General features: G+C 54.6%; 9 protein-coding genes. 3 read left to right on the top strand and 6 right to left on the bottom strand.

Annotation, left to right across the window (positions count from 1 at the left end):
* The first annotated feature begins 26 nt into the window (after positions 1–26).
* On the top strand, positions 27–965 hold the full coding sequence (locus F0P93_RS12390; RefSeq protein WP_150876739.1) for a DUF4595 domain-containing protein: 939 nt from the start codon (positions 27–29) through the stop codon (positions 963–965).
* 241 nt (positions 966–1,206) lie between these two features.
* Here the strand turns inward: F0P93_RS12390 and F0P93_RS12385 are convergent, their stop codons facing one another.
* On the bottom strand, positions 1,207–3,201 hold the full coding sequence (locus tag F0P93_RS12385; RefSeq protein ID WP_150876738.1) for a PAS domain-containing protein: 1,995 nt from the start codon (positions 3,199–3,201) through the stop codon (positions 1,207–1,209).
* A 223-nt stretch (positions 3,202–3,424) separates the two neighbouring features.
* Between F0P93_RS12385 and F0P93_RS12380 the strand changes: the two genes are divergently transcribed.
* Positions 3,425–4,567, top strand: coding sequence for a putative sensor domain DACNV-containing protein (locus F0P93_RS12380; RefSeq protein ID WP_150876737.1), 1,143 nt, complete (start codon positions 3,425–3,427; stop codon positions 4,565–4,567).
* A 128-nt stretch (positions 4,568–4,695) separates the two neighbouring features.
* Complete coding sequence (locus F0P93_RS12375) at positions 4,696–5,055, top strand: hypothetical protein (RefSeq protein WP_150876736.1); 360 nt, start codon at positions 4,696–4,698, stop codon at positions 5,053–5,055.
* 20 nt (positions 5,056–5,075) lie between these two features.
* On the opposite strand, the gene F0P93_RS12370 is transcribed toward F0P93_RS12375, so the two are convergent.
* The 5 genes from F0P93_RS12370 to F0P93_RS12350 form a co-directional block, all read right to left on the bottom strand.
* Positions 5,076–6,605, bottom strand: a complete 1,530-nt coding sequence (locus F0P93_RS12370) for a glycoside hydrolase family 32 protein (RefSeq protein ID WP_150876735.1) — start codon at positions 6,603–6,605, stop codon at positions 5,076–5,078.
* A gap of 123 nt (positions 6,606–6,728) precedes the next feature.
* Positions 6,729–8,447 (bottom strand): RagB/SusD family nutrient uptake outer membrane protein, encoded by a 1,719-nt coding sequence (locus tag F0P93_RS12365; RefSeq protein WP_150876734.1) that lies wholly within the window; start codon positions 8,445–8,447, stop codon positions 6,729–6,731.
* Positions 8,448–8,566: 119 nt separating this feature from the next.
* Entirely contained in the window at positions 8,567–11,725 is a 3,159-nt protein-coding gene (locus F0P93_RS12360) for a SusC/RagA family TonB-linked outer membrane protein (RefSeq protein WP_150876733.1), read from the bottom strand.
* 49 nt (positions 11,726–11,774) lie between these two features.
* Positions 11,775–12,668 carry a carbohydrate kinase family protein gene (locus F0P93_RS12355; protein WP_150876732.1) on the bottom strand — a complete coding sequence of 298 codons (894 nt, stop codon included), beginning with the start codon at positions 12,666–12,668 and terminating at the stop codon, positions 11,775–11,777.
* 42 nt (positions 12,669–12,710) lie between these two features.
* Positions 12,711–14,036: a sugar porter family MFS transporter gene (locus tag F0P93_RS12350; RefSeq protein ID WP_150876731.1), complete on the bottom strand. Its 1,326-nt coding sequence runs from the start codon at positions 14,034–14,036 to the stop codon at positions 12,711–12,713.
* Positions 14,037–14,289 lie beyond the last annotated feature (253 nt).

The following is a 14,289-nucleotide window of genomic DNA, read 5'->3' as shown; positions in this document are numbered from 1 at the left end:
AATCAAACACAACAAAAACAACTACAATGAACCAGTTAGTGAAATCGTGTGCTATTGTTTTAGTTAGTCTAAGTGTAGCAACAGGCTTAACCTCCTGTGACAAAAACCAGGTAATAGATCCCCTGACACCAGCGGCCAAACCAACCGACCGTGAATCGGTAATGACCGACAGCCAGGGCCAGATGCGCAAGCAGTATCAGGTAAAAAAAATAGACGGGTCGGACTCGCAGGGAAATGCCCACCAAATCATCTTTCAATATCCGCGGGAAGGAGGCAAGGTAGCGACCGTGCTGCGGGGTTCCTCCCAACGCTTCGATTATACGTACGACAACAAAACCATTACGGCAACAATTTCTAAAAAAAACAACAGCGGTATTTTTCAGAAACAATCCGTATGGACTTATAAGTTGGATGGCAGTGGTCGGTGTTACGAGGCCAAATACCTCAATTTCAGCATGGACGGACAGCCTGGCAGCTATGAGCCGGTGCTGACTTATCACTACAACGGGGCAGGCAAATTGATAGCCATCAAAGAAAATGGCAATGATAAGGTTGTTTTGACCTATAATGCGGAAGGTGACCTGATTAAGACCGTTAGTGAGCAGGACTTTGAGACAACTTTTTCTTACGACAAAGTCGGCCCCTACGCGGGCAATTTGCAATCGACGGGTCCTGGTGGCCAACTTTGGACAGGTTTAGTGGCGGATAACCTACCGCTCAACCCCTGGAATCTGCCTTACATCGATGAGTTTCAACCCATTTTTGGGAAGCTACGGACGCATCTTCCCCGACGCTATCAGACCCGCTTTATCCCGACGAATACGATCGGTTTTGATTGGTCATATGGGTATATCCTGAACGAGGACAATCAGATTGTAGAAAGCAATCGGACTACCAACCAAGGCCTCACCATGAAGGACATTTATACCTACAATGTAACCCAACTCAACCAGGGTCAGCAGTAATTTCCCAAGCCGAACAAGCTTTTCCCATCCCTAAACATCGGTCTTTCGAGATTTAGGGATGGGAAAAGCGTTTTTATGGAGTAGGGGTATTTCTGATCTGGCATCAGTTTGTAGGATGAGACTATTTTGACCCGATACTGACTACCTGCTTCAAGGTAACCAAATCGGCATCTGCCAAAACGAATGGGATTGCGATACGACTCATACCGCACTGCTAATCATTTATTTTAGCACGAATCACTCACACCGGCAGATAAACCCGGAACGTGCTGCCCTGCCCGGGCTGGCTGTGGGCAGTGATGGCTCCACCGTGGTTTTCGACTACTTTTTGGCAGATCGCCAGACCCACGCCCGTACCGCTGTAGGCCGATTTTCCGTGTAACCGTTGAAAGACTTCAAAAATCCGGTCGGCGTGTTTTTCGTCGAAGCCAATCCCGTTGTCGGTGACGCTGATTTGGTGGTAATGGCTGACTTGCCGGGTGGTTCGTACTGCGGGGGGCAAATCGGAAGCGGACCGTTTCGCGTAGCTGATCTGAACGGCGGGCGCGGAATCCGGTCGCCTGAACTTGATGGCGTTGGACAACAGGTTCTGAAAGAGCTGCCCCAATTGAGATTCATCACCGTTGATTGTCGGTAAAGCATCGCTCCGAATGGCGGCCCCGGCCTGCTGAATCTGCCATTCCAGCGTTTCCAATACCTTCGTCAGAATGTGGGTCAAGGAAACCGGGTCAAAAGTCTGTTGGCGGGTTGAAATCCGGGAATACGCCAGCAAGTCCTTGATTAACTCCGACATACGCCCCGCCGAGGATTGCATGCGGTTGATCAGATCCAGGCCATTGTCGCCCAGGCCTCCGGCATACTGTGTTTGCAGGAGACTGCCAAACGACTGAATTTTGCGCAGTGGTTCCTGCAAATCGTGGGACGCCACGTAGGCAAACCGCGTCAGGTTTTCGTTCGAACGGCGTAAATCCTGGTTCGATTCTTTCAGTTCCCGCGTCCGCGCCTGAACCTGACTTTCCAGTTCGGCTTCGATTCGTTTCTGTTCGTGAATGTCGGTGGCCGTTCCTACCCAGAGCGTAATGGCTCCGGTTTCGTCCCGAATGGGCAGCGCCCGGTTCAGATGCCAGCGGTACATGCCATCGGAACCCCGCCGGTAGCGGTTTTCGACCACAAACACCTCCCCGCTTTTCAGCGCTTTCAAATAAGTTTCCAGGGTGTAGGGCAGGTCGTCGGGATGCACCACCGCCCGCCAGCCCCAGGCTTTGGTCTGCTCATAATCCAGCCCGGTATAGGTGTACCATTGCTGGTTGTAAAAATTAACTTCACCGGCGGGCGTGTTCGTCCAGGTCATGGGGGAAATGGCCTCCATGAGGGTGCGAAACCGCAATTCACTCGCTTCCACGTTCCGGCGGGCTAGCACCTGCTCGGTTACGTCAATGGCAACGTCCAGGATGGCATACACCTCGCCGTCGGCATTGCGCAGCGGTTTATACGTAAAATTGAAATAGTAGATGCCGGGTTTGCCGTCCACCACCAACCGGGCTTCGGACTCCTGCGACGAAAATTCAACGCCGGTTCGGTAAACCTCATCCAGAATATCCAGGAACGGTTGCCCTACCAGCTCAGGAAGGGCTTCCCGGAGTGGTTTTCCGATAACCGTATCTCCTTTTCCCCAAAACTTCAGCATCGCTTCGTTGGGCAGTTCGACGATCATATCCGGGCCGACAAACAGGCTCATGGCCGCTGGTGCTTCTTCGATCAGGTTGCGAAACCGCTGTTCGCTTTCTTTCAGCGCGAGTTTTGCCTTCACCTGGGGCGTTACCTCGGTCGCCAGCACCATGACGGCGTTGATACGCTTCCCATCTTCCCGCATCGGGGCATACGCAAAATTGAAATAAGCTTCTTCCAGTTGCCCGTTGCGGTGCAAATGCGCCAGCCTCTCAAAACCATAGTGAGGAACGCCTGTGGCGTAGACGTTTTTTAACAATTCGATAAATCCCTGATCCTGAATTTCGGGCAGGGCGTCGGACAGGGGACGATTAAGGATGGAAGCCTCTTTTCCCCACAACTCCAGCATGGCATCGTTGACCGTTTCAATCACCAGATTTTTCCCATTCAGAATGCTGATGGCTACCGGAGCCTGAGCGATGAGGTTCCGAAAACGCTCTTCCGCCCGCGCCATTCCTTCGGTCGTGCTGTCCTGGGCGTCCCCGCCCGTTCCTAGATCTGTATTCACAGGCAATTTTCGTCGCTTATAAACGTAATATACGCTGAAAATAACCAAAGGTAGCTGAATTATTAGCGCCTGGGACCCTTCCAATCGTACGTTCAGGCTTTTTTTATCGCTGAATTCGGGAAGAACTGGACGATGAGCCAAGGTTCCGGCCCGGGTAGTTTCAAAACGGGAACTAAAAGGTAGCTTTCGAATCTTTTCAGTGCAGTATTGCTTTCTTTAGACGATGTACGCTGAATCAACTTATCAGGCGGCCCGGCTGGTATCCGGAACCATAGAAACCTATTTTGCCCATCACTTTGCAACGGCAACCCGCAATGGCGGGGAGGACACCGGGCATCAGCCTTATGCGCCGGAAATTGAAGCCATGATCGATACGGCTTTCTGGGCCAGCCTGCGGCACGAAGAAGGCGTATCGCCCAAAGTGACGCTGGCCTTTTTGCCCCCCGAGCAAGCAGGAGAACCCCTGATTTTTGGGTACCGCCTGCGGTTTACCCCCGCCGTTCTGACCAAACTGGCCCCCGCCGTCGAGCGCCCCGGCATTCATCTGGGCGTCTGGCACGAAAACGAAGAATTGTACATCTGGGGCACTACCCGCGAAATTCCGGGCAACTGCCTCGTGCTGGAAGTGATCGAACCCGGTCTGCTCGTCATCAAACACCGGCGAATGGACGGTTTTGGCAAGTTTGTCAACGTCGCCATTCTGAAAGGCGATCAGATTAAAATCGTGGACGAAGGCACCGCCCGAACGCCCGACTGCCCGTTTGTCGTCACCTCCATGCTGGGATTTACGCTGCCGTCGTTCTGGAACGATTCGATGAACATTCTGGTGCAGCTGGCGGTTTCCATGCGGGCGCACGGCCGGGGTGGTTCGCTGCTGGTGGTTCCGTCGGCCAGTCAGGCCTGGCGAAGTTCCATTCTTCAGCCCATTTTGTATCCGGTGGTGCCGGTATTTTCGCGGCTGGCCGATCTGTTGCAGCAGGAATCAGACGCGGCCAGTCAGAACGTATGGCGGGGAGCGGTGAATCTGGCCGTCGAGGCCATTGCCGGTCTGACCTCGGTCGATGGCGCGACCATCATCAACGATCGCTACGAAGTGCTGGGATTTGGTGCCAAAATAGGCCGTTCTGAAACCACCGACCGGGTGGAGCAGATCATCATGACCGAACCGGTTATTGGCAACAAACCCGCGAAGGTACAACCCACGCAGACGGGCGGAACCCGGCACCTGTCGGCAGCTCAGTTTGTGTTCGACCAACGGGATGCGGTGGCGCTGGTGGCTTCGCAGGACGGTCGTTTTACGATTTTTACCTGGTCGGAAACCTACGGGATGGTACACGCCCACCGGGTCGATTCGTTGCTGTTATAAGCTACAAAACCGCTTATTTTAAGCGGTTTTGTACCGGTTGCTAAACTTATGTAACGATTTATTAATACAAGTTACTTGTATTCTGCTTTTCTACGTATTTTAGTAAAACCTCACGTTATCTCTGAAGGATGCTCCACCGTCCCAAACCGAATCGCTATTACCTCATTCACAATGAGCCCGTCCTGTTGACCGAAACGCTTCTGAAAGAACTTCAGCCGCCCAATCGTCCCCAGCCCATCAAGCTCACCAAACCCTGGCTCATCGCTTTTGGCTACTGGCCGGACCCTTCTGCCAACTCCTGGATTTTTGAAGATTCCCGACTCATTCCGGGCATGAATTGCTGGCTGTGTGTGCAAACCCGCCGGTATCTCCAGTACGTCCACGAGCTTCAGGATTTGTTTGAAGAAGCGTATGAATACACCGAACTACGGCTCCGGACTGATCCGAACAAGCTGCACCTCCCGACCATTCGCCAGCAGTTGGCGTAACGTATACCTTTGCAACGTTTCTAGTTCACCGAAGACGTCAGCTTCGTGTATTCCAGGGTCGGAATGACGATTCCCGATGCCGATTTGATAACGAGTTTGGTGAGGTCTGTATCCGGGAAAAAGATGTCCGTCATCACGGTCAGTCCGCCGTCGGCAAACAGCTCGACCGAAGCCACATCGACCAGCAGCGTGAGCGAAAGTTGCGGATCGACCGACAAACGTGGGGCCGTATGCCGCTTGCCAAAGCCTTTCTCAAAACCGGTTTTTCCCGCTTTGCTCCGGTCGATGTAGTACGCATTCGCGGTTTTATCATACCCGATCACCACCTCATTCCCCTGTTCATTGGCCAGCACAATGGCAAAATCGCCGGCAGTTTCGGTGGTGAGTTCCAGCCGGAACAGGCCCGACTCATTCCGGGTTTTGGCCGTCAGCTCATACCGGTCTTTCACCGTCAGGTTGTTGACCAACACGGTTTCCTGATTCAGGGCGCCGAGTTCGTTTACCGGTACCGACGTCAGAAAGAATTGCTTGTTCACTTCTTTCAGACCCAGTTCACGGGGCACGGTGGTGGCACTGCGCCAGGCAGTGGTCGGCACGACGTTGGCATACTGCCAGTTGCTCATCCAACCCATGAGAACCACCCGATTGCCGGTGTTGGCAAACGTCACCCCGGCGTAATTATCGGTTCCGTAATCCAGCCACTTCGTTTCGGTCGAATACGGTTTGAAGGTTTTTCCGTCGAAATCACCCACGAAATACTGGGTTGCCGAGCCGCCATTGGGGCCGCCGGGGTTGATGCTCACCAGCAACGTCCAGACGGTTTTGCCGTTGTGGGTCAGCGGGAACAGGTCCGGACATTCCCAGACCCCGCCGTGCGCCCCGACGGTGCTGCCAAACTCGCTTTCCCGGGTCCAGTTTTTCAGGTCAGGGGAGGAATAAAACGTGATTCGGTCTTTGGTCGCCAGCGTCATGATCCACTTCTTCTGCGGTTCATACCAGCGCACTTTCGGGTCACGAAAATCGGTAATGCCGGGGTTGGGCAACACCGGGTTTCCGGCGTATTTGGTCCAGGTTTTGCCTTCGTCGAGGCTGTAGGCCAGGCTCTGGTATTCGTGTTTTCCCGTCTTCTGTTTTTCCAGAACCGGGTTGTGGTGCGTAAAAATGGCGACCAGGGGCGTCTGCCCGTTTTTGCCAAAACCGGTCGTATTGTTCACATCGACCACCGCACTGCCCGAAAAGATATACCCCAGACTATCCGGGAAAAGTGCAATCGGCTGTTCCTGCCACCGGACCAGATCCTTGCTGGTCGCGTGCCCCCAGTGCATCGGCCCCCAGGTGGTGCCGTCGGGGTAATACTGAAAAAACAGGTGATACGTCCCGTTGAAATAGACCATTCCGTTGGGATCGTTCATCCAGTGCGCTTTGGGCGAAAAATGAAACTGCGGGCGATGGGGTTCCGGACTTGCCGCAACGACGGGTTGATTCATCTGGCTAAAGGAAAAGGAGTTGCTCAGGAGCAACATACCAACGAAAGCGAGCAAGTTATGCATACGGATAGGATTTGTCAATGTACAAAATAGGATGCATCGGGCGGCAGATGGGGCCGGAAGGGGTTGCCGAAGCAAAACCGCATCCCGGCCGTCATCCACCTTTCACATAGGTATAGCACTCGGTTAAAATCCGGGGTTCTGCTGATACAGACCCTTCGTAAAATTGATTTCGCGCTGCGGAATCGGCAGGTATTCGTCGCGCCCCGCCGTAAATTTGGCTCCGCTCAGAAACGACCGCCGGGTTTTCTCCTTGGCAATGTAGGCATTCAGCGTCGGTTCGGCAATGCCCCAGCGAACGAGGTCGAAGAAGCGCGGACTTTCGGTGGCAAACTCCAGCCGCCGTTCAAACTGCAGGGCTTTCCGGGCGTAGGCCTGTGTCCAGTTCGTGGCCTCATACGGTTTGATCAGGTAGTTGGACGGGTTGGTGCCATCCGCCTTTTTGGTGCGCCCGGTGCTGGCGGCTGCCCGCGCCCGGATCTTGTTGATCAGCGGTAAGGCCAGTGCCGGTTGCCCCAGTTCGATGTAGGCTTCGGCCTGCCAGAGCAACACGTCGGCATACCGGATGATGTCGATGTTTTTTGAGGTACCGATAAACGGCCCCTGTTTTTTATAGGTCGAACTGGTCGCGGCCTGTTGTTCTTTCATGCTCTGAAAAAAACCGTAGACGCCCGGATCGCGCACCCAACTGTTGCTGAAGAGAATGGCCGGATTGTATTTGTAAGGGTGTCCGTCGATGCCGATGGTGTGGTCCACGCGCGGGTCGACGGTGGCGGTTTTGAAATCGATGACCGCATCGTTGAACGTGTCCAGTTTGGGCAATCCGTTGGCATCGGTCCCGAAGGCGTTGGCGAGGTTCTGGCTGGGCTGGTGAAAACCGCAGCAGCCGTATTGCGGAGCGCCGTGGGGATAGTTTAGGCCGGTTTCGAAGTTGAGCCGACCCACCGTCGTTCCGTCGTTGATCGAATACTGAACCGCAAAAACCGACTCGACGCCGTTGTCGAATTCCGGGAGGAAGTTCTCCGCAAAATCGGGTTGCAGGTTGTATTTGCCCGAGTTGATCACCAGATCGGTCAGCTTCACCACTTCCTGCAACTTGGTTTTATTGATGCTCGTCACCTTGTTGTTATCGTCCTGTTCGTAAGCCTGATACAACCGCAGTTTGGCCAGATACGCAGCCGCCGACAGTTTGTTGGCCCGGCCCACCTGCGTCTGTTTTTCGGGCAGATTGTCCACCGCAGCCTGAAAATCCGCCGCAATTTTGTCCCACAACTGATCATTGGTCATCGCCCGGTTCGAAACGGTCAGAATCTGCTCGTTCGACAGCGTTTCATCGATGTACGGAATGTTCTTGAACAGCATTTTCAGCATGAAATGGGCGTGTCCCCGCAAAAACCGCAACTCCGCCAGCCGGGTTTTCCGCTCCGGAAAACTCGCATCGGTTAGGGCCGTGATCGAACGCAGGGCCACGTTGGCACGGGAAATGGCCTTGTAGTAATTTTCCCAGGTGTACGGGTGATACAAACCGCCCCCCTGCTGGGGCTGCGTCAGATTGTGCTGCTCGTAGAAGTTGAGGTCTTCCAGATCGGCCACCCCACCACCGCCTTTGTAGGCATCGTCGGACCGGATGCTGCCGTAGACCCACATGCTGGCGATGGGGCCGATCATTTCGCCGTTGCCAATGGATGCATAGGCCGCCGTGACAAGTGCATCGGCATTCGAGGCACTCTTGATATTGTCAGACGAAAGTGTGCCCTGGGGCTGGTACTCCAGAAAGTCCTTGCAAGCGGAAGTTAGTAACGTCCCGGCGGCAATCAGAAGGAGGGAAAGTGCTTTATTTTTCATGATTTGAAGGCTTTAGAGCGGTTTTCGGTATTCGGTTTACCGTTTTCGGCGGGCTGACGCGTTCTTGTTCGTGCGTCAGCTACCGAAAACCGAAAACTGTAAACTGAATACCGTATACGTTAGAATGACACAGTTAAACCAAAGGTGAACGTACGCGGCACGGCGACGGCGTTGACATCGACCCGCTCCGGATCGGGACCCAGGAAGGTTTTGTTTTTCAGCCAGAACACGTTCTCGACCATTCCGTACAGGCGCAGGCTCGTCAAGCCCACTTTCCCGATGGCCTCTTTGGGGAAGGTGTAGCCGACCTGCACATTCCGGATCTTGAAATACGAGGTGTTGACGTTGAAATAATCCGAGGTGCGCGTTTCGTTGTTGCCATCCGACAGCGTCAGCGACGGAATGGTCGACGAGGTGTTCTGCGGACTCCAGGCGTTGAAAACCCCCGGCCCGACGTTGTCGCGTCCGCGGATGAAGTTATTGTAGAACGTGTAGGAGTCGAAACCGGTCCGGCCGGCAATACCCGATCCGAAGACCGAGAAATCGAAGTTTTTGTAACCCAGGTCTATGCGGGTTCCGTATTCCAGACCGGGCAGTGTGGTGCCGAAAAACTCCTGATCCAGCGCGTCGATCTTCTTGTCGCCGTTGAGGTCGCGGTACCGGATTCGGCCCGGAGCGGCTCCCACCTGCGTTGCGTGGCTGGTCACTTCTTCCTGATTCTGGAAAATACCGTCGGCGCGGTAGCCGAACAAATCCAGTTGCGAATGCCCGATGATCGTCGTAACCGCATTGCCCGCAAAAGCCGAGCGAACTTCTTCCGGTAAAACCGTTATTTTGTCGCGGAACCGGGCAAAATTCGTCGAGATGCTGTACGTGAAATCGCCGATGGGTTTGCCGAAATACGCCAGCGATAGTTCGAATCCTTTGTTGGTTTTCGTAGCTCCGTTCACAAATTTTAACTGCCCTTCGCCCACCGCCGACGCGACGGGCGGCTTGATCAGAATGTCTTTGGTTCCCCGGGTAAAGTAATCAAACGACCCTGCCAGACTCCCGTTCAGGAAGGCAAAATCCAGCCCGACGTTCAGTTCATTGGTGGTTTCCCATTTGAGGGCCGTATTTTCACCCTGCGTTTGCACGAAGCCTGAGGGTAGGGTTCCCGCACCGGCACCGTTCAGATCGTAGGCCGTTCCTACGTTCCAGTACTGATCAAAAAAACCGTTGTGACCATTCGGCACCTGCGACGCCAGGGTTCCGTAGCGGGGTTCGAACAACCCAAACCGGGCCAAATCCCCGATGTCTTGGTTGCCAATCCGGCCGACACCCGCCCGCAGTTTCAGGTTGCTGATCGCCCGGACGTTACTCATGAACGCTTCCTTGTCGATCCGCCAGCCCACCGAAGCCGACGGGAAAAAACCGTAGCGGTTGTCGGCACCAAATCGCGAGGAACCGTCCCGGCGCAGGGTCACAGCCGCCAGGTAGCGATCCGAAAAACCGTAGTCGATCCGGGCAAATTGCGAGAGCAGGCGGCTGCCGGTCGAGGTGCCGTTGCTGCTGGCGTTGCCCGACGCGGCACTCAGAACAAAGAACTCTTCCGACTGAACGGCGAAGTTTTCCCGGTACGACGTCACATCGTTCAGGTTGTCGCGGATGGCTTCGACCCCGGCCAGTAGTTTAAAATTGTGGTCGCCGAGCGCGAAATTATACCGCAGCGTATTGGTCCAGGTCAGACTTAAAAACTTGTTCGTGTTGAGCGTCAGGCTGTTGAGCGAGCGGGCGATAAAACCGTTCTGGAACGATTGCTCGATGTTTTTGTTGGAGTACCCGGCATTATCCATCCCCAGCGACGACCGGAAAACCAGCCCGGCGAGGGGTTCGATTTCGGTGAACACATTGCCAAACACAAACGTCCGGTTGATCTTGTCCCAGCGGTTGATGTACTGCATGAACAACGGGTTGTTGCGGTCCGAATAGCCGGAGCCGATGGGGCCGGCATAGTCACCGGTTTTGGTATACACCGGGATGGTCGGAGCCAGCGTCACGGCCAGACCGGGCGTTGGCGCTCCGCCGAGATCGGTCGCGATGGGTGTTTCTCGGGAACTGGTCATTTGCAGATTCACCCCAAATTTGAACCGGCCGTCGAATTTGCTGGTCAGTCCGTTGATGCGGCCCGTCAGCCGGTCATACCCCGTGTAACGCAGCATCCCCGAATTATTCAGGTAACTCACGTTGACCAGAATCGAGGAGGTCTTGGTTCCGCCCGTAATCGTCAGGTCGTTGTTGGTAACGTAACCCGTTTTGTACATCTCTTTTTGCCAGTCGGTATCAGCCGCCGGAACATTCTGATCACCCCCCACGAACGGTTTGACGGTAACGCTGTTCAGGACCGGATTCTGGAAGTTTTTGTTCCAGTCGAAGCTGTAAATATCGCCGTAGCCGGAAGCCGGATCGACGCCGTCGTTGACCGACGCCTGCCAGAGCGCCCGCCCGCGATCCACGGCGTTCAGCATCTTAAACCGTTGCGGTTTTTCGGTTTGCGCCGAGATGCTGGAATTGAACTGAACGTTCAGCTTGCCGTCGGAATTTGCTCCGTTTTTGGTCGTCACAATGATGACGCCGTTCGACGCCCGCGACCCGTAAATGGACGCCGATGACGCATCTTTCAACACCTGAATCGACTGGATGGCCGTGGGGTTCAGGCTCTGAAACACCTGCGACCGCTTGGTGGGCATCCCGTCGATGATGTACAGCGGATCGTTGTTTCCCAGCGTGTTGGCACCCCGAATCAGAATCCGGCTGGCGTCGCCCGAAGGCGTTCCTGATTTTTCAATGTACAGACCCGGCACGCGGCCCTGCAAAGCCTGCATGGGATTTCCGGAACTGGTGTTTTTGGTGGCAGCCACTTCGATAACGGCGATGGCCCCGGTCAGATCTTCCTTTCGGGCGGTGGTGTAGCCCAGCACGACCACTTCATCGAGTTGTCCGCCAGAGACCAGCGAAACCGTCACGGTAGCAAGCCCTTTGACCGGCACTTCCTGGGTCAGATAGCCGATAAAAGACACTTGAATGGAGGTCGAACTTTCCGGGATTGTGAGCGAAAACTTGCCTTCTGCATCCGCCGAAGTACCGGTGGTCGTTCCGGGAACGACGATGCTGGCGCCCACCAGCGGCTCGTTATTTTTGGCATCCAGGACGGAGCCCGAGAGCTTGCGCTGGGACCAGGCCAACGGTCCGATCAGCAACAGGGCCGTCAGGATAAAAAGCGTTTTTCTTAAGTTCATGGGAGTACGTTTTAAAATCATAGGAATCAGGATGGTAGGGAATACAGCGTTAAATCAGTTCTTTCCAGAAGGCATTTTTGACCAGTATTTCTTCCGAAACCGGGGGCGTGGCACCCCGTTGGGTGGCGACGTACGCGCCCGTCGCACAGGCAAATTCGAGGGTGGTTTGGGCGGTTTCGCCCTGCAGCGTTTTGTAGAGAAAAGCCGCCAGAAAAGCGTCGCCACTGCCGATGGTATCTTCCACCTCGACCGGAAAACCGGGTTGGTGGACAAAGCCGGTTTCGTCCAGCAGAAAGGCTCCTTTTTCGCCGAGCGTTACGCACAGTTTTTCGAGGTTAAACCGCTCCCGAAGACCATACATCGCCGATTTGGCGTCGGCGGGGCCGCCGAACCAGCCGGTGATTTCGCTCAGTTCGTGTTCGTTGAGTTTGGCGATGTCGGCCTGTTGCAGCAGTTCCAGAACGGTTTCCGGTTCGTAATGAGGAGCCCGAAGGTTGACGTCGAAGACTTTCCGGGGGGCCACCGCCAGCAGAGCCAGCAGCGTTTCGTGGGTTTGCGGACTACGGGCGGCCAGACTGCCGTAAATGAAAAACGCGCTTTGCTGAACGGTTTTGAGCAGCCCCGGTTCCAGTTGAATGTAGTCCCAGGCCACGGGCTGGACGATTTTGTACGTCACTTCGTTGCAGTCGGAGATGTTCGCTTTGGCAACGCCCGTCAGGTGTGACTGCCCGGTCTGGATGCGGTCGAGCGGCAGGCCTTTTTGGGCAACGAATTCCAGCAGTTCATGTCCCAATTCGTCGTTGCCCACCCGGCTGATGAGCTGGGCGTTCAGTCCGAAGTTGCGAAGGTGGACGGCGACGTTCATCGGCGCTCCACCGGCCTGTTTGCTGGTGGGCAATACGTCCCAGAGAATTTCGCCAAAACAGGTAATTAAAGGTGTCATTGGAATAGAGCGTAATAGGGTGAGGGAGTGATTCGGGTGACGTTAATGGACGACGAACGTTTTTTCGATTTGCTCCAGGCTGGTGCCTTTGGTTTCGGGCATGAGCCGCACGACAAAAAGCAGTTGCAAAACCATCATGGCGGTAAAAAAGAGGAAGGTGTTTCCTCCGCCGAAATGCTCGGCCAGATACGGGAATGTGAAGGTGATGATGGCGGCCATCAGCCAGTGCGTGAAGCTGCCCAGCGCCTGCCCGCTGGCGCGGACTTCGTTCGGGAAGATTTCGGAAATGAACACCCAGATCACCGCGCCCTGCGAGAAACCGAAGAAGGCGATGTAACCAAAGAGCAGAAACGGTACCGTCATGCCGCTGAAATCCTGTACGTAAAAGGCGCGCGCAACCAGCCCGAGCGTCAGGATGAGTCCCACCGAGCCGATTTTCATCAGCGTCCGGCGGCCAAACCGGTCGATCAGGTTCAGGGAAATCAGCGTGAAAATGAGGTTGATCAAACCAATACCGGCGGACGACAGCAGGGCTGAACTCTTGCCTAAACCGGTCATTTCGAAAATTCGGGGGGCGTAATAAATGATGGCGTTGATGCCCGAAACCTGATTGAAAACCGCGAACAAAACCGCCAGCGTGATGGGTGTTTTGTAGGTTGACGAAAATAACCGGGCTTTCGTTTGAGTCTGGGCGGCACTGAGTTCCAGCGCCAGCAGCGTTTGACCCGCCGTTGCCGGATCGATCATGATGAGCACTTCGCGGGCTTCTTCCACCCGGCCTTTCTTGAGCAAAAGCCAGCGCGGACTTTCCGGAATATTGAGAACCGCAATCAGAAAAATCAGCGAGGGAAACGCCTGAACGCCGAGCATCCAGCGCCACGATTCGGCTCCCATCCCCGCCAGCAGGTAGTTGGAGAGGTAGGCAATCAGAATGCCCAGCACGACATTGAACTGAAACAGCGCGACCAGCCGTCCGCGGGATTTGGCCGGGGAAATTTCGGTGATGTACATGGGAGCAGCCACCGACGAGGCTCCCACCCCCAAACCACCCAGAAACCGGAATACCAGAAAGAGATTCCACTCGGGCGCCAGGGCCGTTCCGATGGACGAAACGAGGTATAGAATGGCGATCCAGAACAGGGTCGTTTTACGGCCCAACCGGTCGGCGGGAATCCCGCCCGACATCGCGCCGATGACGGTTCCGATCAGTGCCATCGAAACCGTCAGTCCGTGTTCCCACACGCTCAGGCCCCACAACGATTGCAACGATTGTTCGACGCCCGAGATGACGGCGGTGTCGAATCCGAAGAGAAAACCGCCCAGCGCGGCTGTGATGGACCAAAAGAAGATGCGTTGTTTTTGACTCATGTCTGACAGGGTAAATCCCGGTTAAATGCCGATCATGAACCAAAGCTACCAAAAGCCACCGGAGCGGACTTGCGGGAATTGTTCTAATTATTTCAAATTAAGTCATAATTTTAAAACGTTGATTTACAGGTATTTGTGATTATTTTTAGAAATACCTTTTCGATTTTGTTACAAGTTTTTTTGATTTTGATTCAGGGAATGCCGGGGCGGTTGGTGTAGGAAATCGAAAATGGAAAATTGTCAAAGTGAACTT

It is taken from the genome of Larkinella humicola, assembly GCF_008727875.1.
GTDB classification, from domain to species: Bacteria; Bacteroidota; Bacteroidia; order Cytophagales; family Spirosomataceae; genus Larkinella; species Larkinella humicola.
This window is presented reverse-complemented; position numbering and strand designations above follow the sequence as displayed.